This window comes from Burkholderia latens (assembly GCF_001718795.1).
Lineage (GTDB): Bacteria > Pseudomonadota > Gammaproteobacteria > Burkholderiales > Burkholderiaceae > Burkholderia > Burkholderia latens_A.
On record NZ_CP013435.1, the window covers coordinates 1,424,614 to 1,447,154 of the forward strand.

Annotated in this window: 24 protein-coding genes; 15 read left to right on the plus strand and 9 right to left on the minus strand. The window is 67.2% G+C overall.

Annotated elements, in window-relative coordinates; genetic code table 11:
* Positions 1-21: 21 nt before the first annotated feature.
* Both bcsG and WK25_RS06760 read left to right on the plus strand, forming a co-directional pair.
* Positions 22-1,575, plus strand: coding sequence for a cellulose biosynthesis protein BcsG (gene bcsG / locus WK25_RS06755; RefSeq protein WP_069241278.1), 1,554 nt, complete (start codon positions 22-24; stop codon positions 1,573-1,575).
* Positions 1,557-1,754, plus strand: coding sequence for a hypothetical protein (locus WK25_RS06760; RefSeq protein ID WP_040143951.1), 198 nt, complete (start codon positions 1,557-1,559; stop codon positions 1,752-1,754). Before bcsG ends, WK25_RS06760 begins: the two co-directional genes overlap by 19 nt.
* Positions 1,755-1,808: 54 nt before the next feature.
* Here WK25_RS06760 and WK25_RS06765 read toward each other — a convergent pair whose 3' ends face one another.
* The 4 genes from WK25_RS06765 to WK25_RS06780 form a co-directional block, all read right to left on the minus strand.
* A complete protein-coding gene (locus tag WK25_RS06765) occupies positions 1,809-2,693 on the minus strand; it encodes a pirin family protein (RefSeq protein ID WP_069241279.1) in 885 nt (294 codons plus the stop codon).
* 31 nt (positions 2,694-2,724) lie between these two features.
* Positions 2,725-3,117 (minus strand): OsmC family protein, encoded by a 393-nt coding sequence (locus tag WK25_RS06770; protein WP_040143953.1) that lies wholly within the window; start codon positions 3,115-3,117, stop codon positions 2,725-2,727.
* A 61-nt stretch (positions 3,118-3,178) separates the two neighbouring features.
* A complete protein-coding gene (locus WK25_RS06775; protein WP_040143954.1) occupies positions 3,179-4,759 on the minus strand; it encodes a Na+/H+ antiporter in 1,581 nt (526 codons plus the stop codon).
* A gap of 25 nt (positions 4,760-4,784) precedes the next feature.
* Positions 4,785-5,045 (minus strand): XapX domain-containing protein, encoded by a 261-nt coding sequence (locus tag WK25_RS06780; protein WP_040143955.1) that lies wholly within the window; start codon positions 5,043-5,045, stop codon positions 4,785-4,787.
* On the opposite strand from WK25_RS06780, the gene WK25_RS31145 reads away from it, so the two are divergent.
* Positions 5,044-5,340, plus strand: a complete 297-nt coding sequence (locus tag WK25_RS31145) for a hypothetical protein (RefSeq protein ID WP_156432090.1) — start codon at positions 5,044-5,046, stop codon at positions 5,338-5,340. The genes WK25_RS06780 and WK25_RS31145 overlap by 2 nt on opposite strands.
* The gene (locus WK25_RS06785) at positions 5,321-6,007 is read left to right on the plus strand and encodes a hydrolase (RefSeq protein ID WP_040143956.1); all 687 of its coding nucleotides are present in this window, start codon (positions 5,321-5,323) and stop codon (positions 6,005-6,007) included. The genes WK25_RS31145 and WK25_RS06785 overlap by 20 nt, the downstream gene beginning before the upstream one ends.
* Positions 6,008-6,069: 62 nt before the next feature.
* On the opposite strand, the gene WK25_RS06790 is transcribed toward WK25_RS06785, so the two are convergent.
* Entirely contained in the window at positions 6,070-6,993 is a 924-nt protein-coding gene (locus WK25_RS06790) for a LysR family transcriptional regulator (protein ID WP_040143957.1), read from the minus strand.
* A 106-nt stretch (positions 6,994-7,099) separates the two neighbouring features.
* On the opposite strand from WK25_RS06790, the gene WK25_RS06795 reads away from it, so the two are divergent.
* Genes WK25_RS06795 through WK25_RS06820 form a run of 6 tightly spaced genes read left to right on the plus strand, consistent with a single transcriptional unit; the run spans position 7,100 to position 12,768 of the window.
* Complete coding sequence (locus tag WK25_RS06795; protein ID WP_040143958.1) at positions 7,100-7,267, plus strand: DUF1427 family protein; 168 nt, start codon at positions 7,100-7,102, stop codon at positions 7,265-7,267.
* Between the two features lie 19 nt (positions 7,268-7,286).
* Positions 7,287-9,176 (plus strand): amidohydrolase, encoded by a 1,890-nt coding sequence (locus WK25_RS06800; RefSeq protein WP_069241280.1) that lies wholly within the window; start codon positions 7,287-7,289, stop codon positions 9,174-9,176.
* A 1-nt stretch (position 9,177) separates the two neighbouring features.
* The gene (locus WK25_RS06805) at positions 9,178-9,630 is read left to right on the plus strand and encodes a DoxX family protein (RefSeq protein ID WP_069241281.1); all 453 of its coding nucleotides are present in this window, start codon (positions 9,178-9,180) and stop codon (positions 9,628-9,630) included.
* A gap of 26 nt (positions 9,631-9,656) precedes the next feature.
* Entirely contained in the window at positions 9,657-10,568 is a 912-nt protein-coding gene (locus tag WK25_RS06810; protein WP_069241282.1) for a VOC family protein, read from the plus strand.
* Positions 10,565-11,263: a YoaK family protein gene (locus WK25_RS06815; RefSeq protein WP_059547487.1), complete on the plus strand. Its 699-nt coding sequence runs from the start codon at positions 10,565-10,567 to the stop codon at positions 11,261-11,263. Before WK25_RS06810 ends, WK25_RS06815 begins: the two co-directional genes overlap by 4 nt.
* Positions 11,260-12,768 carry an alginate export family protein gene (locus tag WK25_RS06820; protein ID WP_069241283.1) on the plus strand — a complete coding sequence of 503 codons (1,509 nt, stop codon included), beginning with the start codon at positions 11,260-11,262 and terminating at the stop codon, positions 12,766-12,768. Before WK25_RS06815 ends, WK25_RS06820 begins: the two co-directional genes overlap by 4 nt.
* A gap of 123 nt (positions 12,769-12,891) precedes the next feature.
* On the opposite strand, the gene WK25_RS06825 is transcribed toward WK25_RS06820, so the two are convergent.
* Positions 12,892-14,478: an acid phosphatase gene (locus tag WK25_RS06825; protein WP_040143964.1), complete on the minus strand. Its 1,587-nt coding sequence runs from the start codon at positions 14,476-14,478 to the stop codon at positions 12,892-12,894.
* A gap of 223 nt (positions 14,479-14,701) precedes the next feature.
* Here WK25_RS06825 and WK25_RS06830 point away from each other — a divergent pair, with 223 nt between their 5' ends.
* The 3 genes from WK25_RS06830 (at position 14,702) to WK25_RS06840 (ending at position 17,077) form a co-directional block, all read left to right on the plus strand.
* Entirely contained in the window at positions 14,702-16,051 is a 1,350-nt protein-coding gene (locus WK25_RS06830; RefSeq protein WP_069241284.1) for a cytochrome-c peroxidase, read from the plus strand.
* 157 nt (positions 16,052-16,208) lie between these two features.
* A complete protein-coding gene (locus WK25_RS06835; protein ID WP_059547493.1) occupies positions 16,209-16,595 on the plus strand; it encodes an RT0821/Lpp0805 family surface protein in 387 nt (128 codons plus the stop codon).
* 11 nt (positions 16,596-16,606) lie between these two features.
* Entirely contained in the window at positions 16,607-17,077 is a 471-nt protein-coding gene (locus WK25_RS06840; protein WP_059547560.1) for an NUDIX hydrolase, read from the plus strand.
* A 22-nt stretch (positions 17,078-17,099) separates the two neighbouring features.
* On the opposite strand, the gene WK25_RS06845 is transcribed toward WK25_RS06840, so the two are convergent.
* Entirely contained in the window at positions 17,100-18,041 is a 942-nt protein-coding gene (locus WK25_RS06845) for a fimbrial protein (RefSeq protein WP_069241285.1), read from the minus strand.
* A gap of 216 nt (positions 18,042-18,257) precedes the next feature.
* Positions 18,258-19,967 carry a glutamine--tRNA ligase/YqeY domain fusion protein gene (locus tag WK25_RS06850; protein ID WP_069241286.1) on the minus strand — a complete coding sequence of 570 codons (1,710 nt, stop codon included), beginning with the start codon at positions 19,965-19,967 and terminating at the stop codon, positions 18,258-18,260.
* A 254-nt stretch (positions 19,968-20,221) separates the two neighbouring features.
* On the opposite strand from WK25_RS06850, the gene WK25_RS06855 reads away from it, so the two are divergent.
* On the plus strand, positions 20,222-20,431 hold the full coding sequence (locus tag WK25_RS06855; RefSeq protein ID WP_006476248.1) for an ornithine acetyltransferase: 210 nt from the start codon (positions 20,222-20,224) through the stop codon (positions 20,429-20,431).
* Between the two features lie 172 nt (positions 20,432-20,603).
* Positions 20,604-21,158, plus strand: coding sequence for an RBBP9/YdeN family alpha/beta hydrolase (locus WK25_RS06860; RefSeq protein WP_040143969.1), 555 nt, complete (start codon positions 20,604-20,606; stop codon positions 21,156-21,158).
* Between the two features lie 27 nt (positions 21,159-21,185).
* On the opposite strand, the gene WK25_RS06865 is transcribed toward WK25_RS06860, so the two are convergent.
* Positions 21,186-22,406, minus strand: coding sequence for a CaiB/BaiF CoA transferase family protein (locus WK25_RS06865; RefSeq protein ID WP_040143970.1), 1,221 nt, complete (start codon positions 22,404-22,406; stop codon positions 21,186-21,188).
* Between the last annotated feature and the right edge of the window lie 135 nt (positions 22,407-22,541).

Here is a 22,541-nt window from a genome sequence, read left to right on the forward strand (position 1 = left end):
GCGGATCATGGAGTGGTTTAGATGACGTTCTGGAATCTGTATTTCATCCTGAAGTTCGCGCTGTTCGCGACCGGCCATTTGCAGCCGATGTGGCTCGCGAACCTCGCGTTCGCGCTCGCACTCGCGGCGAGCGCGCCGATCCGGCAGCGCGTGTGGCGCATCGTTCGGCAGCTCGTCGCGATCGCGATCGCCGTGCCGCTGCTCGCGCGCGAGCTGCACGCGCCGCCGCTCGCGCGTCTCGCTGAAGCCGCGCGCGAAGTCAGCACGTTCCGGCTCGACTACTGGATGGAGCTGCTGCCGAGACTGCTGCCGCCGGTGCTCGTGCTGACGGTGGCCGGCGTGCTGATCGTCTATTTCATCGTCAATCGCTGGGTGCGTGTCGCGACGTTCGTGCTCGCCGTGCTGATCGTGATGCCGCTGTGGCAGGCCGGCAACGGCCTGATGGCGCGCGTCGTCGCGCCGCTGCCACAGCAGGCCGATGCCGCGACCGCGCGCTCCGGCCAGCCGGAGGATCACAACGCCGCGCTCGCGGCGTTCCGCGCGCAGGAGTCGCAACGGCAGGTCGCGTTCGGCCATCTCGGCAACGATCCGGCCGCGCAGTTCGACGTGATCGTGCTGCATGTGTGCTCGCTGTCGTGGGACGATCTCGACGCCGCGAAGGTGCGCAACCACCCGATGCTGAGCCACTTCGACTACCTGTTCACGAACTTCAGCACGGCCGCAAGCTACAGCGGGCCGGCCGCGATCCGCGTGCTGCGCGCAAGCTGCGGCCAGGAAGCGCATGCGGACCTGTACAAACCCGCGCCGCAGCAGTGCCATCTGTTCTCGCAGCTCGCGTCCGCCGGCTACACGGTGCAGTCGCTACTGAACCACGACGGCCATTTCGACAACTTCCTGCAGGTGATTCACGACAACATCGGCGTGCCCGATGCGCCGATCGTGTCGAACGCGGCGGCGCCCGTCGCGATGCATGCGTTCGACGGTTCGGCGATCAAGGACGATTACGGCACGCTCGCGAACTGGTATGCGCAACGCGCATCGGTGCCGGGACCCGTCGCGCTGTACTACAACACGATCAGCCTGCACGACGGCAACCGTGTGGTGGGCAGTTCGCTGACCAGCATCGATTCGTATCCGCAGCGCGCGACGAAACTGATGAGCGACTTTGACCGGCTCGCCGACCTGATCGCGCGGTCGGGCCGGCGCGCGGTGATCGTGTTCGTCCCCGAGCATGGCGCGGCGCTGCGCGGCGACAAGAACCAGGTGGCCGGCCTGCGCGAGATTCCGACGCCGCGTATCGTGCACGGGCCGGTCGGCGTGCGGCTCGTCGGCTTCGCCGGCAACCACGGCACCGCGACCGTCATCGACCAGCCGACCAGCTTCCTCGCGCTCGCGCAACTGCTGTCGAACCTCGTGTCGAACAGCCCGTTCAAGCCGGGCGTGACGCTTGCGCAATACGCGGCCGACCTGCCGCGCACGCGGATGGTCGGCGAGAACGAGGGCACGGTGACGATGCAGACCAACACCGGCTACGCGGTGAAGACTCCGGATGGCGTATGGATCGACGAACAGTAATCAACGTCGGCGAGGGCGACGACGAACGCCTGTCACAGCCGAACGACGTGCGCGGCCTTGCGCGGCATCTGCCTGCGCTCGATCCCGCGCGCTATGTCGACGAGCAGGCGCGACGCGCGTTCGTCGAATCGCTGGAGCGCTGGCCGGTGCTCGCGAAGCTGATGGGATTGAAGCGGTAAACGCACGACGGCCGGCGTGCGCGCCGGCCGTCGTGCGTCGATGAACCGACCGGTTTACTGCGCGCGGCGCTCCGGCTGGCGCGTCCATTCATGTTCCTCGCCCGGCACCTTGCCGAAGGTCTGCGCAGCCCATGCATTGCGGGCGGCGTTGATCTTCGCGCGTTCGCTCGACACGAAATTCCATTCGATGAACCGCTCGCCCGGCAGGTGCGCGCCGCCAAGCAGCATCACGCGCGCACCGTGCGCGCTGTCGAACGTCACGGTCCCGCCCGGTTCGAGCACGGCCATCGTCGAAGTTGCGAGCGGCGTGCCGTCGATCGCGAGGTCGCCGTCGACGAGGTACACGCCGCGTTCATCGTGTTCGGCGTCGAGCGCAAGCCGCCCGCCCGCTGTGAATTCCGCGTACGCATAGAGCGTCGGCGAGAACACGTCCACCGGCGACGTGAGCCCGAACGCCGTGCCCGCGATCACGCGCACGGTCGCACCGTCGCGCGTGAACGACGGCAGCGTATCGGCTGCATGATGCGCGAACGCAGGGGCGGTGTCCTCGTGCTCGACCGGCAGCGCGACCCAGGTCTGGATCCCGTGGACGGGCTGCTCGCGCGGGCGATCCTCGTCCGGCGATCGCTCCGAATGGACGATGCCGCGGCCGGCCGTCATCCAGTTCACGTCGCCGGGCACGATCTTCTGCCGATAGCCGAGGCTGTCGTGATGCATCAGCGTGCCGTCGAACAGGTAGGTGACGGTTGCGAGACCGATGTGCGGATGCGGCAGCACGTCGATGCCGCGGCCGGCCGGCAGCACGGCCGGCCCCATCTCGTCGAAGAAAATGAACGGGCCGACGAGGCGCGCGGCGCGCGCGGGCAGCACGCGGCGCACGACGAGGTTGCCGATGTCGCTCTCGCGCGGCGTGAGCAGGGTCTTGATCGATGCGGACATGGTGGGCTGTATCGTGGTCAGGAGCGATGCGTCACGCGATGGCCGTGTCGATCGCGATCGGGTGCGTGAGGATCTTGTGCACCGGGCATGCGTTCGCGATCTGGAGCAGGCGCTCGCGCTGCTCGTCCGACAGGTCGCCGTCCAGCGTGATGCGGCGCACGATCGTGCTGCCCGCGCTGCCCGATTCGTGCGCGAGCTTCACGTGCACCTCGGCAAGCGGCCAGCCTTTGCGCTGCGCGTACATCTTCAGCGTGATCGCGGTGCATGCGCCGAGGCTCGACAGCAGCAGCGCGACCGGTGTCGGTGCGGTGTCGCCGCCGCCGAGCGCAGCCGGTTCGTCGGCGCGCCACTGATGGACGCCGTCGGTGAAGTGGACGAGGTAATCGACCGAGCCGATGCTCGCTTCGACGGTGAGTTCGCTCATGGCAATTCCATTGGGCAAGAGAAGGGGCACGCGGCCGGCAGGGGCCGCGCATGCCCGCGAATTACGGTTCGAGCAGCCGCTGCAGCCGCAGCTCCTCGAAGTCCAGCTCGGATTCTATGCGGTGCAGCACCGCGTCGTCGACCCGGCCGTCGCGATGCAGGTCGAGCAGGGCGCTGCGCGACACGCCGACCAGCTCGAGTTCGACGCGCAGCATCCGCGCGCGCACGTCCGCGGGCTCCGCGCCGTCGCGATGCGCCCGTTCGTTGAATGCGACGCGGCTCCGGTATTCGGTCAGCAGCCGGTCGAGCGACGCGCGTTCGAGGCCGGCGCCGCGCTGCTCGCGCGCATCGAGTTCGGCAAGTGCCGCGCCGAACGTATGCGCGCGCACCGCGTGCTCGGACATCGTGTGCCGCGTTGCCGGGCGAAGCTTCATCACGCGGATCAGCGGTGCGAGCGTGCCGCCTTGCACGACGAGCGTCGCGATGATCAGCAGGAACGTGCTGAACAGGATCAGGTCGCGCCCGGGGAAAGTGCCGGGCAGCGCGATCGCGGCCGCGAGGCTGACGACGCCGCGCATGCCGGACCAGCCGAGCACGACGGCCTCGCGCCACGACCACGGCGCATGGCCCGCGCGCCGCGCGCGCAGGCGGCCGGGCAGCCACATCGCGACGAACACCCACACGAGCCGCGCGGCAATGGCGGCGGCGGTGGCCGGCAGTGCGACGCGCAGGCCGGCCATCAGCACCGCGCCTTCTTGGTTCACGCCCGCGAGGATCGCATGCAGCGCGAGGCCGATCAGGATGAACACGAGCGCGTCGAGCACGAACACGATCGCTTCCCACGTCGCCTTCGCCTTGATCCGCATGTCGGCGTCGAACACGCGATGCTGGCGCACGCCGAGCACGAGGCCGCAGGTGACCACCGACAGCACGCCCGAGCCGTGCACGGCTTCCGCGATCCCGTAGCTGCCCCACGCCATCGCGAACGTGACGACGATGCCGAGCATCGGCTCGCGCAGGCGCTGCAGTACCCAGCACATCGCATGGCCGCATGCGAGGCCGACTGCGATGCCGATCAGCGTCAGCGAAAAGAACAGCCCCGTCGCACTCGCGGGCGTGATCGTGACCGCGAGCGCGGCCGACACTGCCATCTGGTACAACAGCAGGCCCGACGCATCGTTGACGAGGCTTTCACCTTCAAGCACCGCGACGAGCCTCGCCGGCAGCGGATGGCGCTGCAGGATCGCTTTCGCGGCGACCGCGTCGGGCGGCGACACGATCGCGCCGAGCGTGAAGCACGCGGCCCAAGGCAATGCCGGATTCACGGCGTGCACGGCGAGCGCGACCGCGACCGTCGTGAACGCGACCGCGCCGAGCGCGAGCGACGCGATCGATGCGAGCTCGTGCCTGAACTCCTTCCACGCGGTGTAGAAGCCGCTCGACATCAGCAGCGGGGGCAACACGGCCGCCAGCAGCAGCGCCGGATCCATGTCGGGCACGCGCTTGCCGGCGACGGCCACCACGCAGCCGCCGAGCAGCAGCACGACGGCCGGCGGAATCGATGCGCGTTCGGCGAGCCACGTGAGGGCGCCGGCGCCGCAGATCAACAACAGCAGATAGTGGAACAGCTCGACGTTGCTCATGCGCGGCGCAGCGGTCGTTGGCGCATCATGACGGCTTGCGTTCGTTCGTGCTGCCGCCCGGCAGCGCGCCGAACATGTGCTGGCTGCACTTCGCGTCGCGCCATGCGGCGTTCAACCGGTGGCCGGCGAGCATGCGCCGCGCGACCGGCAGGATCTGTTCGCCGGCCAGCATGCCGAGCAGGCCGGTGAGCGCGATGATCGGCGGCGCGGGCGAGTTCACGCCGATCGCGCCGTAGATGACGCCGGCGAGCACGCCGGCGAGCAGCGAGAGGACATACGGTTTCATGGTGGTGCGCCTCGTGATGGCCGAGCGGCACCGGAACGGCACCGTCAAAGTTTTGAAAGCGTATCGGGTTTGCGTGAAGAAAAAAAGAGCGGGCGAGCATGAACTGCCGTCGTGGCGGGAATCGCATCGATTCCGTTTCTTGGGTGTTCGCGCCGCGCGTTTGCGGCTTAAATACTTCAAGCCGGAGTGCGATCCGGCGCGACGTACCTCAGGCGCCTCCCGTTTTGCCGGTCGAGGCAGGCCTCCCTTTTTCCGTTCACAGGACTGGATGCGCGATGAGCAACCCGAAACTTGAAGTACTGACTCCGCAGAACAGCCAGCTGATCTTCATCGACCAGCAGCCGCAGATGGCGTTCGGCGTGCAGTCGATCGATCGTCAGACGCTGAAGAACAACGTCGTCGGGCTCGCCAAGGCGGCGAGGGCATTCAACATCCCGACGACGATTACGACAGTCGAGAGCGAGAGCTTCTCCGGCCACACGTTCCCCGAACTGCTGGACGTGTTCCCGAACCAGAAGACGCTCGAACGCACGTCGATGAACTCGTGGGACGACCAGAAGGTGCGCGACGCGCTGGCCGCGAACGGCCGCAAGAAGGTCGTCGTGTCGGGCCTGTGGACCGAAGTCTGCAATACGACGTTCGCGCTGTGCGCGATGCTCGAGGGCGGCTACGAGATCTACATGGTGGCCGACGCGTCGGGCGGTACGTCGCAGGCCGCGCACGATTTCGCGATGCAGCGGATGGTGCAGGCGGGGGTCGTGCCGGTGACGTGGCAGCAGGTCGCGCTCGAGTGGCAGCGCGACTGGGCGCGCCGCGATACGTACGACGCGGTGATGACGCTCGTGAAGGAGCACTCGGGCGCGTACGGGATGGGCGTCGACTACGCGTACACGATGGTCCACAAGGCGGCGCCGCGCACCGCGACGCCGCACGAGTCGATCGCGCCGGTGCCGGCCAAGTAACGGGCGCGCCGCGTAGTGCGCGATTGCGCGGGCGGGCCGCTTGCGCGCCGCCCGCGACGCGCTCAGGCCGCCGGCAGCGCCCATGGCGCGCGCGCGAAGTGTCCGGCGAGGAAATCGAGCAGCACCGTCACGCGCGCGGCGCGCAGCATGCCGGGCGGCGTGACGAGGTTCACGTTGATGTCGGCGATCTTCCAGTCGCACATCACTTCCTCGAGCTCGCCGCGCTGCAGCGCGTCCCATACGAGGAATTCGGGCTGGAGCGCGAGGCCGTGACCGGCGACGAGCGCGGGGAGGATCACGTCGGCGTTATTGGTGCGGACCCGGCCGTGCACGTTCGCGCCGAAATCCTCGCCGGATGCCGGATGGCGGAACCTCCAGTGTTCGGGCGTTGGCAGGTTCGTGTATGTGAGGCATACGTGCTGCTCGAGCTCACGCGGATGCGCGGGGCGGCCGCGCCGCTCGAGATATGCGGGCGACGCGACGAGCGGCCGGCGCACCGCGCACAGGCGGCGCGAACGCAGCGACGAATCGGTCAGTTCGGCGATGCGGATCGCGACGTCGAAGCCGCCGGATACGATGTCGACGATGTGGTCGGTCAGCACGAGATCGATGTCGACGCGCGGATAGCGTTCGAGAAACGCGGGCAGCACCGGCGACAGGTGGCGCAGCCCGAACGACATCGGCGCGTTTACCCGCACGAGGCCGTGCGGTTCGAGTGCTTGCGCGGACGCCTCGTTCTCGATCAGTTCGGCATCGGCGAGCAGGCGGATCGCGCGGTCGCGCAGCAACTCGCCGGTCGGCGTGAGCGACAGCTTGCGCGACGTGCGGTACAGCAGCATCGCGCCGAGGCGCTTTTCGAGGCGCCCGATCGCCTTCGACACGGTCGGTTGCGACACGCCGAGCGAGTCGGCGGCTTTCGCGAACGATCCGGTCTCCGCGACGCGCGCAAAGATGGCCCAGGCTTCGAGATCAGGAAGGTGTTGCATGGTCGGACGAAATGACGGGGAAGCGGAGTGAAGGCGAAGGCAGCGAAGCGCAGCATGCGGCCGATGCGATGCGGGTCATTCTAATCCGGCCGGGAGAAATATCGTTATGGAATCTTATCTATCGTCGTTGGCTGCCGGCGTGCTGATCGGTGTCGTGTACAGCGTGATCAAGGTGCGCTCGCCAGCGCCGCCGCTGGTCGCGCTGATCGGCCTCGCCGGGATGCTGATCGGCGCGCAGGCCGTCGGGCCCGTGCGTCACTGGCTCGGCTTCTGACCGCATCGAGGACACGCGAATGAGCGCAACCGACATTCAACCGGATCTGATCCTGCACAACGGGCGCATCACGACGCTCGACCGCGCGAACCCCGTTGCAACCGCGGTCGCGATTGCCGCCGGGCGCTTCGTCGCCGTCGGCAGCGAAGCGGAGGTGATGCCGCTCGCGGGCCGCGCGACGAAGGTCGTCGATCTCGGCGGCCGCGGCGTGCTGCCCGGTCTGATCGACAACCACTGCCACGTGATTCGCGGCGGCCTGAACTACAACATGGAGCTGCGCTGGGACGGCGTGCCCTCGCTCGCCGTCGCGATGGAGATGCTGAAGCAGCAGGTCGCGATCACGCCGGCGCCGCAGTGGGTGCGCGTGGTCGGCGGCTTCACCGAGCATCAGTTCGTGGAGAAACGGCTGCCGACGATCGACGAGCTCAATGCGGTTGCACCCGACACGCCGGTGTTCATCCTGCACCTGTACGATCGCGCGCTGCTGAACGCGGCCGCGCTGCGCGTGGTCGGCTATACGAAGGACACGCCCGAGCCGCCGGGCGGGACAATCCTTCGCGATGCCGCAGGCAACCCGACCGGCCTGCTGCTCGCGAATCCGAACGCGACGATCCTTTACGCGACGCTCGCGAAGGGTCCGAAGCTGCCGTTCGAGTATCAGTACAACTCGACGCGCCACTTCATGCGCGAGCTGAACCGGCTCGGCGTGACCGGCGTGATCGACGCGGGCGGCGGCTCGCAGAATTACCCCGACGATTACGAAGTGATCCGCAAGCTGCACGATGCGGGCGAGATGACGATCCGGATCGCATACAACCTGTTCACGCAGAAGCCGAACGCGGAGAAGGAAGACTTCGTGAACTGGACGAAGAGCGTCAAGTATCACGACGGCACCGATTACTTCCGCAACAACGGCGCGGGCGAGATGCTGGCGTTTTCGGCGGCCGACTTCGAAGACTTCCGCGTCGCGCGTCCGGATCTGCCCGAGCAGATGGAGGACGATCTGGAAGGCGTCGTGCGCGTGCTCGCGGAAAACCGCTGGCCGTGGCGCATGCACGCGACGTATGACGAAACCATCAGCCGCGCGCTCGACGTGTTCGAGAAGGTCAACAAGGACATCCCGCTTGAAGGGCTGAACTGGTTCTTCGATCACGCGGAAACGATCACCGAGAAGTCGATGGACCGGATCGCCGCGCTCGGCGGCGGCGTCGCGGTGCAGCACCGGATGGCCTACCAGGGCGAGTACTTCGTCGAGCGCTACGGCGCGCAGGCCGCGGAGGCGACGCCGCCGGTCGCGAAGATGCTCGGCAAGGGGCTGAAGGTATCGGCCGGCACCGACGCGACGCGCGTCGCGTCGTACAACCCGTGGGTGTCGCTTGCATGGCTGGTGACGGGCAAGACGGTCGGCGGGATGCGCATGTATCCGCAGCGCAACCTGCTGGATCGCGAAACCGCGCTGCGGATGTGGACCGAGTACGTCACGTGGTTTTCGAACGAGGAAGGCAAGAAAGGACGGATCGCGGTCGGGCAGCTTGCCGACCTGATGGTCCCGGATCGCGACTTCTTCACATGTGCGGAGGACGATATCGCCGGCACGACGGCGTTGCTGACGGTGGTGGGCGGGAAGATCGTGTGGGGTGCGGGGCCGTTCGAGCCGCACGACGCGCCGATTCCGCCCGCGATGCCGGACTGGTCGCCGGTGCGCGCATACGGCGGCTATGGCGGCTGGGGCGCGACGCAGCGTAACGGTGCACCGCTGCAACGCGCGGCGGCCGCCGCGATGTGCGGCTGCGCCAATGCATGCAACGTTCACCAGCATGCGCACGCGAGCGCTTGGGCAAGCGCGCTGCCGACGTCGGACGCGAAGGGCTTCTGGGGCGCGTTCGGCTGTTCGTGCTGGGCCGTCTGACATGACGGCGCGTATCGCCTACGGCACTCCGGCGTGGGTTCGCGCACTGCTGTCGCAGCCGTGGGTGCTGCCGCTCGTGCGTCTCGCGCTGGTGTCCGCCTATCTGCTCGGCGGCGTCGCGAAGGCGCTCGATTTCAACGGCGCAGTGGCGGAGCAGGCGCACTTCGGCTTGCATCCAGCCGCGCTTTGGGCGGCGCTGGCGATCGCGGTCGAGATCGCCGGTTCGCTGTGCGTGGTGTTTCGCCGCTTCACATGGCTCGGCGCCGGCAGTCTCGGCATGCTGACGCTCGTCGCGATGATCGTGGCGAACGATTTCTGGAACCGCTCGGGCGTCGATCATTTCATCGCGCTGAACAGCTTTTTCGAGCATCTCGGGCTGATCGCGGCACTCGTGCTCGCGACCGTACTCGACGATGCGCGGCAATCGGCCGATGATGGCCGCTCCATTCGATGACGATGCAACCCACAGGAAATTCGTTGATGAAATCCATTCGCTCAATACTGATCGCCGCGATGCTCGCGGGCGGCCTGGCCGTGCCGGTGGCGTTCGCGAAACCGCCGGTGCCGCCGGCGGTCGCGCCGACGGTGGCCGTCGGTCCGCAGTACGACACGACGCACGTGTGCGTCGCGCCGGAGGACTTCGACCGCTTCACCGACAGCTTCGTCGCGACGTTCGGCGGCAAGAAATCGAAGCAGGGCGTGTTCCAGGTCACGCCGACGCCGAGCCAGACGATGTCGCAGCTCGTGCTGACGCCAGCCGGCACGATTTCGGTGTTCGGCTTCAAGACGCCGATCCCGTACCCGTTCTGCTCCGAGCGCACCGGCTATCTCGTCACCGACATGGACGTCGCGGTGAAGTCGGCGCGTGAGCACGGTGCCGATGTGATCGTCGACACGTTCCCCGATCCGATCGGGCGCGATGCGATCATCATGTGGGCGGGCGGCGTGAACATGCAGCTGTACTGGCACACGCAGGCGCCGAATTACGACGCGCTGCAGACCATTCCCGAGAATCGCGTCTATGTGTCGCCGCAAAGCGTACGCAAGTTCGTGCACGACTTCGTCAAGTTCTCGAAGGGCAAAGTGGTGTCCGACAACCCGAAGGCGCCCGGCATCGAAATCGGCCGGCCGAACGATACGTACCGCCGGATCCGGATCGAATCGGGTTTCGGCAAGATGACCGTGCTAGTCACCGACGGTCACCTGCCGTATCCGTTCGGCCGCGAGATGACCGGCTACGAGGTGCCCGATCTCGCGGCGACGCTGAAGCGGGCCGAAGCGGCCGGCGTAACCGTGCTCGTGCCGCCGTTCGCATCGGACGGCCGCGATGCGGCGCTCGTGCAGTTCCCCGGCGGCTACGTCGCCGAGATCCACGCGGGCGCGGCGCGATGAAGCACGAGGACACGATTCTTGCCGCAGTCGCCGGCTTCGTCGACACGTTGAGCTTCGTCGCGTTGTTCGGGCTGTTCACCGCGCACGTGACGGGCAACTTCGTGCTGATCGGCGCGGGCATCGCGGGCTTCGGTCAGGGCGTCGTGCTGAAACTGAGCGTGTTTCCGGCGTTCGTGTGCGGCGTGATCGCCGCGAGCGTAATCGCGCGATCGCTGTCGGGCCGGCCCGCATGGCAGGGCACGCGCGTGCTGCACACGGTGCAGGCGGTGCTGCTGCTCGGATTCTGCGCGGCCGGCGTGTGGGCGACGCCCGTCACGCATCCCGACAGCCTGCCGGCGCTCGTGGCCGGCATTGTCGGCACGTTCGCGATGGGCGTGCAAAACGCGCATCCGCGCGTGATCGCGCGGGCGGGCGGCGTGCCGAACACGGTGATGACCGGCAACGTGACGCAGGCGATTCTCGACGTCGTCGACATGCTGTCGCCCGGTACCGCGGAAAACGCCCGAGCGGCCGCGCGAGCCCGTTTCGGCAAGATGCTGCCGGCTATCGTCGCGTTCGCGCTCGGCGCCGCATGCGGCGCGCTCGGGTTCCGGTACGCCGGGTTTCTGGCGCTGCTCGTGCCGGTCGGCGCACTCGTGGTGCTCGCGCTCGGTGCGGCGCAGGCGGCGGGCGCCGCCGCGCAGGAGCGCGCATGACCGTGGTCTGGCCCAGGCACTACGGCGCTGGCGGCTTCGAGCGGGCCGCACGCGTATCGATCGCCATGGCGCTGCTGTTCACCGGTGATGCCGCGTTCGCGCAAGCGGCGGCCGCATCGCCGCCGCCAACGACACCCGACACCACAACCGCCACCACACCCGCACCCGCCACCGCACCCGCCACCGCCTGCACCGCCAAGCGGCCGACGGTGCTGTTCAACCGCTGGCAGGAAGACTGGTCGGTGCTTGCAAATCCATGCGTGGCGCGCGCGCCGCTCGACGGGTTGAAATACATCCGGCTCGGCAACGATCCTTCATCCTACCTATCGCTGGGCGTCAACCTTCGCGAGCGGCTGGAAACCAACGACGCGCCGCTGTTCGGCATCGGCTCGGCGCAATCGGATACGTACCTGATTCAGCGCGTCGAGGTCCATGCCGATGCGCATCTCGGCCAGCACTGGCAGTTCTTCGTACAGTTGCAGGACGACCGCGCGTTCGGAAAGAACACGATCACGGCGGTCGACAAGAACCCGCTCGATCTCGAACAGGCGTTCGCGACCTACACGGGCGCGCTCGGCGGCGGCACGTTCAAGTTCCGCGTCGGCCGGCAGGAGATGGCATTCGACCTGCAGCGCTTCATCGCCGCGCGTGACGGCCCGAACGTGCGCCAGGCGTTCGATGCGGTGTGGGCCGACTACGAATATGGCAAGTGGCGCTTCATCGGCTACGCGACGCAACCGGTGCAAAACCGCAATGCGTCCGATTTCGACGACGTGTCGAACCGCGATCTCACGTTCAGCGGCTTGCGCTTCGAGCGGCAGTCGGTCGGGCCCGGCGACCTGTCCGGCTACTGGTCGCGCTACAACCGCAGCCGAGCGCGGTTTCTCGATGCGAGCGGCCCCGAGCATCGCGACGTATGGGACGTTCGCTACACGGGCACGCACGGCCGTTTCGACTGGGATCTCGAAACGATGCTGCAAACCGGCACCGTCGGCAACGCGACCATCAGCGCGTGGGCGGTCGGCTCGATCGCCGGCTACAGGCTCGACGCACCGTGGTTGCCGCGCATCGCGCTGCAGGTCGATGCGGCGTCGGGCGATCGGCATCCGCACGACGGCCGCATCGGCACCTTCAATCCGCTGTTCCCGAACGGCTACTACTTCACGCTCGCGGGCTACACGAGCTACGCGAACCTGATTCACGTGAAGCCGTCGGTGACGCTGAAGCCGTCGGCGAACCTGTCGCTGCTCGCGGCGCTCGGTTTCCAGTGGCGCGAGACGACGGGCGATGCCGTATATCAGCAGCCGAACGTCGCGGTGCCGGGCACGGCGGGCAAGGGCGGTCTATGGACGGGCATGTACGTGCAGCTGCGTGCGGACTGGACGATCGCCGCGAACCTGATCGGCGCGGTCGAGGCTGTGCATTTCCAGGTCGGCGACGCGATCCGGCAGGCGGGCGGACACAACGCGGACTACGTCGGCGTCGAGCTGAAGTACGGGTGGTGATTGCGCCGCGCGGCGACGCGCAACTGCGATGAAAAAAGGGCGGCCCGCTGAACTGCGGGGCCGCCCTGGTCTGCGCGGGCCGGCGGCGTGGCCGGCCCGTTCGCGACGATGGCGATGATGCGATTACAGGTTCGGCGACAGCGCGAGCGCGTTCGTCAGGTCGCCCATCGGCTGCGCGCCGTTCGCCTTCAGCGCGTCGTCGCGTTGCTGCAGGCCGGGCAGGCGCGGCAGCGAGAAGCGGCGCGTGATGAAGCGCAGGATCGAGCCCGTGTCGTACTGCGTGTGATCGACGAAACCCTTCTTCGCGAACGGCGACACGATCAGCGCCGGAATGCGCGTGCCCGGACCCCAGCGATCGGCGGTCGGCGGCGCAGCATGATCCCAGAAGCCGCCGTTTTCGTCGTACGTGACGATGACGACCATGTTCTTCCACTGCGGGCTCGCTTGCAGGTGCGCGATTACGTCGGCGATGTGCTGGTCGCCGGACGTCACGTCCGTATAGCCCGGGTGCTCGTTCAGATTGCCCTGCGGCTTGTAGAACGCCACCTGCGGCAGCGTGCCGGCGTCGATCGCCTTGATGAACTCGGCGCCGTTCGCGCCGCCGTCGAGCAGGTGCTGCGCGCGGCTCGCGGTGCCCGGCGCCTGGTTCGCGAAGTAGTTGAACGGCTGATGATGCGGCTGGAAGTTCGGCGTCGACAGGTCGGCGCCGTAGATCACGTTCGACGTGCCGTTCTGGCTCGCCTGCAGCGCCTGGCCCCACGCGCCGGAGTACCACGCCCACGACACGCCGGCGTTGGTCATCAGGTCGCCGATGTTGGTCGCCGTCTGCGGCGGCATCGTCGACGGGTTGGCGGGGTCGGCGAGCAGCGGGTCGCCGCCTGCGGCCGCCTTGTTGCCGCTCGGCTGATACGCCGGCTGCATCGTGTTGACGCCGTAGAAGTCCGGCGTCAGCGCGCCGTCGTTGACGAACTTCGGCGGGCCGCTGAGCGCGGAGGCCGGCGAGTTCGTCGCGACCTTAAGCGACTTGCCGTCGGCGTTGAGCACGGCGATCTTGCCGGCCGCCGGGCTCTTGTCGGCGTTCGGGTAGTACGGTGCGCACGCGCAGATCAGGTACTGGTGGTTCAGGAACGACCCGCCGAACGCGCCCATGAAGAAGTTGTCGGCGAGCACGTACTGCTGCGCGATCTTCCACAGCGGCAGCTTCGACGGGTCCGGCGTGTAGTGGCCCATCGTCAGTCCGCCCGCATCGGTCCACGCGGCGTACATGTCGTTCTTGCCGCCGTTGATCTGCATCTGGTCCTGGTAGAAGCGGTGCACGATGTCGCGCGTCGCGATGCTCATCGACTGGTTGAAGCCGTTCGGATCGTCGATCGCGAACGGCGCGTTCGGCAGGTTCGCCGTCATCGCCTCGGTCACCGCCGGCGTGATGCCGGTCGCGGTCAGCCCGCCCCAGACCTTCGGCAGCGTCGCCATCGTCGAGCCGTCGCGATCCTTCTGCACAGAGTTCGCGGCCGTCGCATTCTGCAGGCCGTTCGCGCCGGGGAAGTTGCCGTACAGGTTGTCGAAGCTGCGGTTTTCCGCGTAGATCACGACGACGTTCTTGACGGCCGACAGGCCCTGCTGCGTGACATCGTCGCCGCCGCAGGCGGTCAGGCTGAGCGCGGCCGCAAGTGCGACCGGCGTGTAGCGAATCCAGGCGTGCTTCTTCATGCGATGTTCTCTCTCATTCGTCGTTGGTCGCGCGTGGGAACCGGGTGGCGGGAGGGCCGGCGCGCGAACCTCGCGGTACCGCCCGGCTGCGCGCATTATCTGGAACCGATTTGACAGCCGGGTGTAGGGGCGCTTTCAATTGACTGTCGGTGGAACGTCATTGAACGGTCATGGAACTGACATAAGCTCCGGCCGATTGCCCACCGCTACAAGAAGAACGACGATGCCCAGCCTTCCGAAACCCTTCGCGTCCGCGCGAACGCTGATCCCGGCCATGGCCACGCTGGCACTCGCTGCCGGACTCGGGGCGCTTGCCGGTTGCGATGCCCGGCCTGCCGCGAGTGCGTCGATTGCGTCCGTCGTGCCGGCGGTTCAGGCCGCGCCCGCAGCCCCGGCGGTCGCGCCTGCCGGCCAGCCGCAAACGCGCGCGCAGGTGTTCGAGGGCGTGAAGCAGATGACGGCACTCGGCAAGCAGCTGTTTTTCGATCCGTCGCTGTCCGGCTCCGGCAAGCTCGCGTGCGCGTCTTGCCATAGCGCAGAGCATGCATTCGGGCCGCCGAACGCGCTATCGGTGCAGCTCGGCGGCGACGACATGCACCGTACCGGCTTTCGCGCTGTGCCGTCGTTGAAGTATCTGCGCGGCATTCCGCCATTCAGCGAGCACTTCCACGATTCGCCTGACGAAGGCGACGAAAGCATCGACGCGGGGCCGACCGGCGGCCTGACCTGGGATGGCCGCGTCGACACGCGCGATGCGCAGGCGCGCATTCCGCTGACGTCGCCGTTCGAGATGAGCAGCTCGCCGGCACGCGTGGCGAAGGCGGTTCGCGCGGCGCCGTATGCCGACGCATTCCGCAAGGCGTTCGGCGATCAGGTGCTGGCCGACGACCAGGCGACGTTCGGCGCGGTGCTGCGCGCGCTCGACGCATTCCAGCAACAGCCTGCATTGTTCGATCCGTACACGAGCAAGTACGACGCCTATCTGGCAGGCCGCGCGCAGCTCACGCCGGCAGAGCTGCACGGACTGCAGCTGTTCAACGACGAGAAGAAGGGCAACTGCGCGAGCTGCCACGTGAGCCAGCGCACGCTCGAGGGCGGCCCGCCGCAGTTCAGCGATTTCGGGCTGATCGCGATCGCGGTGCCGCGCAACCGCGCGCTGCCGGTCAATCGCGATCCGCGCTTCCACGATCTCGGCGCGTGCGGCCCCGAGCGGACCGACCTGAAGGGCCGCGACGAATTCTGCGGGCTGTTCCGCACGCCGTCGCTGCGCAACGTCGCGCTGCGCAAGACGTTCTTCCACAATGGCGTGTATCACTCGCTCGAGGACGTGATGCGCTTCTACGCCGAGCGCGACATCCATCCGGAGAAGTTCTACCCGGTCGTGCACGGCAAGGTGCAGATCTACGACGACTTGCCCAAGCGCTACTGGCCGAACATCAACCGCGAGCCGCCGTTCGACCGCAAGCCCGGCGATGCGCCGGCGCTGAACGCGGCCGAGATCAAGGACGTGATCGCGTTCCTGAACACGTTGACCGACGGATATCAAGCGGCGGCTGCGCCGGCGGCGCACTAGCGCGCGGTCCTTGCGGCACGCATGCTATGCTCGCTCGCTGACGGGCGTGGCGCGTGCCGGAGCGCCGGCCGCCGGAGCGCCGGCCGCCGGATTGCCGGCCGCCGGCTCCCCGGCCGCGTGCCGCGCCGTTCGATCGAATATCCAAGGAGAACAACACATGTCGATGCGTGCATCCCTTTCCGTCGTCACGCGCGTGCTGGCCGGCGCCGCGTGCGCAGTCGCGCTGCTGCCCGTTCACGCGCAAAGCAATTTGGGCTTTCTGAACGATACGCCGCTCACCTATTTCAGCAAGGCCGATCGTGCGTCGCTGACCAAGGCCGTCGCGCAGGCGCGCGACGAAGGCAAGGACGGCGAGACCACGACGTGGCAGAGCAGCCGCAGCGGCACGCAGATCGACGCGAAGCTCACGCCGTCGACGACCGACAGCGACGGCAAGACCTGCCGCGAGATCGCGACCGAGATTGCTGCGAAGGGCCAGACGATGACGCTCAAGCCGGTGTATTGCAAGACCGCCGCGGGCAAGTGGCAGCTGCAGAAGCGCTGAGCACGGGTGCGATGAAGCGCAGCGGTGCGCCGCGCACGGTGTCGTGCGGCGTCGTGATGCTCGACGGCGCCGGTCGCGTGTTCCTCGCGCATGCGACCGACACCACGCACTGGGACATCCCGAAGGGGCAGGGCGAGCCAGGCGAGACGCCGGCCGAAGCGGCGTTGCGCGAGTTGCGCGAGGAAACCGGCATCGAGCTGGATGCTGCGCGGCTGATCGATCTCGGCCGCTTCGCGTACCGTCACGACAAGGATCTGCACCTGTTCGCGGTGCAGGTTGCGGACGACGAGATCGATCCCGCCCGCTGCACGTGCACGTCACTGTTCCCGAGCCGCCGCGACGGTTCGCTCATTCCCGAGATGGACGCGTATCGATGGACGGCGCCTGCCGATGTCGACGCATATGCGAGCCGCAGCCTCGCGCGGCTGTTTCGCACGACGCTGCCGCTCGCGGACCTGCACCGGCGCTTGATGCACGTGTGACGCCGGCGGTTGGCGCAGTGCGCTACTGGTACGTGATCCCGAACGTTGCCAGTGCCCTGACCGTGCCGGGATTTACGGTAGGACGTGTCACCACGTATTCCGCATTGAGCGCGAGTTTGCCGACGTTGGCCGAAACCGGCGCGACGTTGCCTTCCTGTCCTGTCGGACGAATGAGCTTGTTGCCGTCGGCGTTGCGCAGATAGACGGCGATGCCCCGGGCAGTCCCGGTGTTGGCGAATGCGTTCGTGTCGTTCGAATCGGGCGTGCCCGAGAACGTGAAGGACGCACCCTTCACGCCGACGTCGCAGTTCTGTACCTGGAGCGAGAACGGAACGCGTCCGGCGGTGCCCGCGACGGCCGGGAGTTTTTGCGTCACGACCCTTGGCAGGGGCACCGTTCTGTTGTCGTCGCCGGCGCGCAGCGAGCACGTGCCTCGCGTGAACTTCACGGTGCCGCTGATCAAATGCCGGAAATTTCGGCTGGGCGTCGCGTTCACGCCGCCGATGCCATCAAGCTGAAAGACGCCATAACTGTTCAGCGTCGTCGAGCCTGACGTGCTGCCAGTACCTTTTCGGAGCAGAACGAGGGAGTAATTGAGCTTGACAACGCTTTTCCCGTTGGCCGGTACCGTATAGCCGGTAGGAATCGCTCCACTCGATTGCGTGTAGGTTTTTCCGTTGACGACGAGGCCCACTTCCGCTCCGGTGGCGGGCTTTGCCTTCGACGGATTGACCCAGATCATGACCTCCTCTTTCACGCCGGAAAAGCATCCGAAGGTCCGAGTAAAAGTCGGGGATTGCCAAATGAGCGTGTTGTCGGGCGTCGATGCCAGAATGTACAGATCGGCGGGCAGTGTGGTCGTCGTCGTGACGGCGTTGCTTCCGTCTTCGAAGCACTCCAGGGCCCAGCCCTTTAGCGGCACGAAGAGAATCAGGGTGAGGCACAGAATATTGGCTGCACGCATGTTGCGATTCCATTAGTTGATGGCAGCCGATATTTTCGCGAGGGCGTCAGAGCAACGAAATAGGTCAAGTACTAAAGCGTGCTACGCAAAGTACTAAAGATATTGAATTCATATAAGACAAAGCCGTTCAGCGCATGACTGAACGGCTTCACGGCTCGCGCCGGTTTGCATGCGGGAACGCGATGGTCGACGACGCGCGCCCCGGTTCTCATGCCGTCAGGCCGGCTTGCCCCAGCTGTCGCGCAGCCCGACGATGCGGTTGAACACGGGCTTGCCCGGTTTCGAATCGACCCGGTCGGCAACGAAATAGCCGTGACGCTCGAACTGCAGCCGCGTTTCCGGCGCGACGTCGCCGGCCCCCGGTTCGACGAACGCCTGCGTGATCTTCTTCGAATCCGGATTCAGCGCGTCGAGGAAATTCGCGCCGCCAGCGTCCGGGTGCGGCTCCTTGAACAGCCGGTCGTAGATTCGCACTTCCGCCGGCTGCGCATGCTTCGCGCTGACCCAGTGGATGTTGCCCTTGACCTTGTAGTTGTTCGCGCCTTCGGTGCCCGACTTGCTGTCCGGGAAGTAGCTGCAGTGCACGGCCGTCACGTTGCCGTCGGCGTCCTTGTCGAAGCCGGTGCACTCGATCACGTAGCCGTAGCGCAGGCGCACCTTGTTGCCCGGGAACAGGCGGAAATAGCCCTTCGGCGGGTTCTCGACGAAGTCGTCGCGCTCGATCCACAGCTCGCGCGAGATCGGGAACGTGCGCACGCCGCGCTCCGGGTGGTGCGGATGCACGGGCGCCGTGCACGCTTCCTCGAGGTCCTCAGGATAGTTGTCGATCACGAGCTTCAGCGGGTCCAGCACGGCGACCGAACGCGGCGCCTTGTCGTCGAGGTCGTCGCGCAGCGCGCCTTCGAACACGCTCATGTCGATCCACGAATCGACCTTCGTCACGCCGATCCGCTCGCAGAACAGATGGATGCTCTCGGGCGTGAAACCGCGCCGGCGGATCCCGACGATCGTCGGCATGCGCGGGTCGTCCCAGCCGTCGACGTGCCCTTCGGTGACGAGCTGCAGCAGCTTGCGCTTGCTGGTGATCGCATAGGTGAGGTTCAGGCGCGAAAATTCGATCTGTTGCGGCAGCGGACGCGTGAACACGCCGGCATCCGCGAGCTCGTTCAGCACCCAGTCGTACAGCGGGCGATGGTCCTCGAACTCGAGCGTGCACAGCGAGTGCGTGATGCCTTCGAGCGCATCCGAAATGCAGTGCGTGTAGTCGTACATCGGATACACGCACCACGCGTCGCCGGTGCGGTAGTGATGCGCGTAGCGGATCCGGTAGATCACCGGGTCGCGCATGTTCATGTTCGGCGACGCCATGTCGATCTTCGCGCGCAGCACGTGCTCGCCTTCCTTGAACTCGCCGGCCTTCATCCGGCGGAACAGGTCGAGGTTTTCCTCGGGCGAGCGGTCGCGGAACGGCGACGGCTTGCCGCCTTCGGTCAGCGAGCCGCGATTCGCGCGCATTTCTTCCGCGCTCTGGCTGTCGACGTACGCCTTGCCGCGCTTGATCAGCAGCTCCGCGAATTCATAGAGCTTGTCGTAGTAGTCGCTCGCGAAGTACTGGTGATCGACCGCTTCCTTGCGCCAGTCGAAGCCGAGCCAGCGCACCGCGTCGACGATCGAATCGACGTACTCGATGCTTTCCTTTTCCGGGTTCGTGTCGTCGAAGCGCAGGTGGCACACGCCGCCATAGTCGCGCGCTACGCTGAAGTTCAGGCAGATGCTCTTCGCGTGACCGATGTGCAGATAGCCGTTCGGCTCGGGGGGGAAGCGCGTTTCGACGCGGCCGCCCCATTTGCCGGTGCGGTTGTCGTCGTCGATGATGTTGCGAATGAAATTGGAAGCCGCGGGGGCGTCGTTGCGTTCGGTGCTCATGCGGTTGGCGTCAGGTTGTGTCGGCGCGTCGCGCCGGTTTAATCCCGTAATTCTACCTGACCGGGGTCGGGACCGCGCGGGTCGCGGCACGGCGGGCCGCCGCACCGCAATGTCCGTCGCAATATCTCGATAGTGTGTCGGCTGTAACACGACGTAAATCGGATTGCCGGTTGCGTTCGTGTTTTTCTATGATGGCTTTACCGATTCAATGCCGCCATACGCAATTGTTGCGTGGCGGGAGGACGCCAACAATCATGATGAAGAAGACCACTTTTCTCGTTCGTACCGCGGTGATCGTCGCCGCCTTGTCGCAGCTCGGCGCATGCGCGATGACCCATACGCAGCGTAATGCCGGTATCGGCGCGGCCGCGGGCGGCGCGCTCGGCTATCTGATCACCGGCGGCCCGATCGGCACGGTTGCCGGCGCGGCGGCCGGCGGCCTGGTCGGCGCCGGCGTGCGCTGATCGCAGCCGGCGCGCATGAGCGCCGGCGCGTCGCGGCGGCGTTCGGCACGCGCCGCGACCCATTGATTCGCCGCACATCCATTCCGCGATTCGACAGGCACCATCAGGGAGGAGCGGGTGTGCGACACTTCGTCGACGTCATATAACCACATTCTCCGTCGACGAATCCTTCATGAACGATTCTCTCGTTTTCGTGCTGCCGGGCTACGGCAACTCCGGCCCGCTCCACTGGCAAAGCCGCTGGGAGCGGGCCGATCCGCGTTTCGTGCGGATCGCGATGCCCGACTGGGACCGTGCGTTCCGCAACGGCTGGTGTCTCGCGCTCGACCGGGCGGTCGAGGCCGCACCCGGCCCAGTGACGATCGCCGCGCATAGCCTCGGCACGCTGACTGCCGCATGGTGGGCGACCCGCTATGCGCGGCCGGCCGCGCTCGAAAAAGTGCGCGGCGCGCTGCTCGTCGCATTGCCGGACCCGGCCGGGCCCGCGTTTCCTGCGGACGCACACGGCTTCGGGCCGGTGCCGCACGAGCGGCTCCCGTTTCCGACCTGCGTGGTCGCGAGCAGCGACGATCCGTACGGCTCGCTCGCGTTCGCGCGCGGTTGCGCGAACGCATGGGGCAGCACATTCCATGATCTCGGCCCGCGCGGGCACATCAACGCGGACAGCGGGCTCGGCGACTGGCCGCAAGCGCGCGGCTGGCTCGACGCGCTGGCGGTCGCAGCCTGACGAGTCGCACGGGCAGCCGCGGGAGCGTCAGATCGCCTGTTTCGCTTTCAGCGCCGCGATGCGCTCGGCGTCGTAGCCGAGCATGTCGCGCAGCACGTCGTCGGTCTGCGCGCCGAGCAGCGGCGGGGCCGTGCGCGCATCGGGCGGCGTTGCGCTCATCCGGATCGGATTGCGCACGAGCTTCACGTCCGCGCCGCACGGATGCGGCAGCGACACCTGCATCCCGCGCGCGATCACCTGTTCGTTGCCGAACACCTCGTCGAGTTCGTTGATCGGCCCGCACGGCACGCCGGCCGCTTCGAGCGCACCGATCCAGTCGGCCTTGCCGCGCGCCTTCACCATCTCCGCGAGGATCGGCACCAGCGTGTCGCGATGGCGCACGCGCGCCGGATTGGTCGCGAACCGTTCGTCGTCGGCGAGCCCGGGCTGCCCGCCGGCCTCGACGAACTTGCGGAACTGCCCGTCGTTGCCGACCGCGACGATGATCCAGCCGTCGCTCGTCTGGAACGTCTGATACGGCACGATGTTCGGATGCGCGTTGCCCCAGCGCACCGGCGGCTTGCCGCTCGCGAGGAAGTTGGTGTTCATGTTCGCGAGCAGCGCAACCTGCACGTCGAGCAGCGCCATGTCGATGTACTGGCCTTCGCCCGTGCGATCGCGGTGCGCGAGCGCGGCGAGCACCGCGATCGTCGAATAGAGGCCCGTCGCCAGATCGGCGATCGCGACGCCGGCTTTCTGCGGTCCGCCGCCCGGCTCGCTGTCGCGTTCGCCGGTGATGCTCATGAAGCCGCCGATTCCCTGCACGATAAAGTCGTAGCCCGCGCGGTGCGCATACGGGCCGGTCTGGCCGAAACCCGTGACCGAGCAATAGACCAGGTCCGGCTTAACCGCGCGCAGCGACTCGTAATCGAGCCCGTATTTCTTCAACTGGCCGACCTTGTAGTTCTCCAGCACGACGTCGCATTGCGCGGCGAGCTCACGCACGATCTGCTGGCCTTCGGGCGTCGCGATGTCGACCGTCACCGACCGCTTGTTGCGGTTCGCCGCGAGGTAGTACGCGGCCTCGGCCGTATCGGCGCCGGCCGCGTCCTTCAGGTACGGCGGCCCCCAGTGGCGCGTGTCGTCGCCGGCGCCGGGGCGCTCGATCTTGATCACGTCCGCGCCGAAATCGGCAAGCGTCTGCGCACACCACGGACCCGCGAGCACGCGGGTGAGGTCCAGCACGCGGATATGGCTCAGGGCACCCATCGTCGAATCGTCTCCTTTCGTGGCTCGCCCGGCCGGAGCAAGGCGGATTGGCATGCCGAGCATCTTAAGGCGAATCGGCCGCACCGGTGGCCCATACGGGTCGTCCGGCGCGGCGGGCCGCTGCCGTCGGAGGCG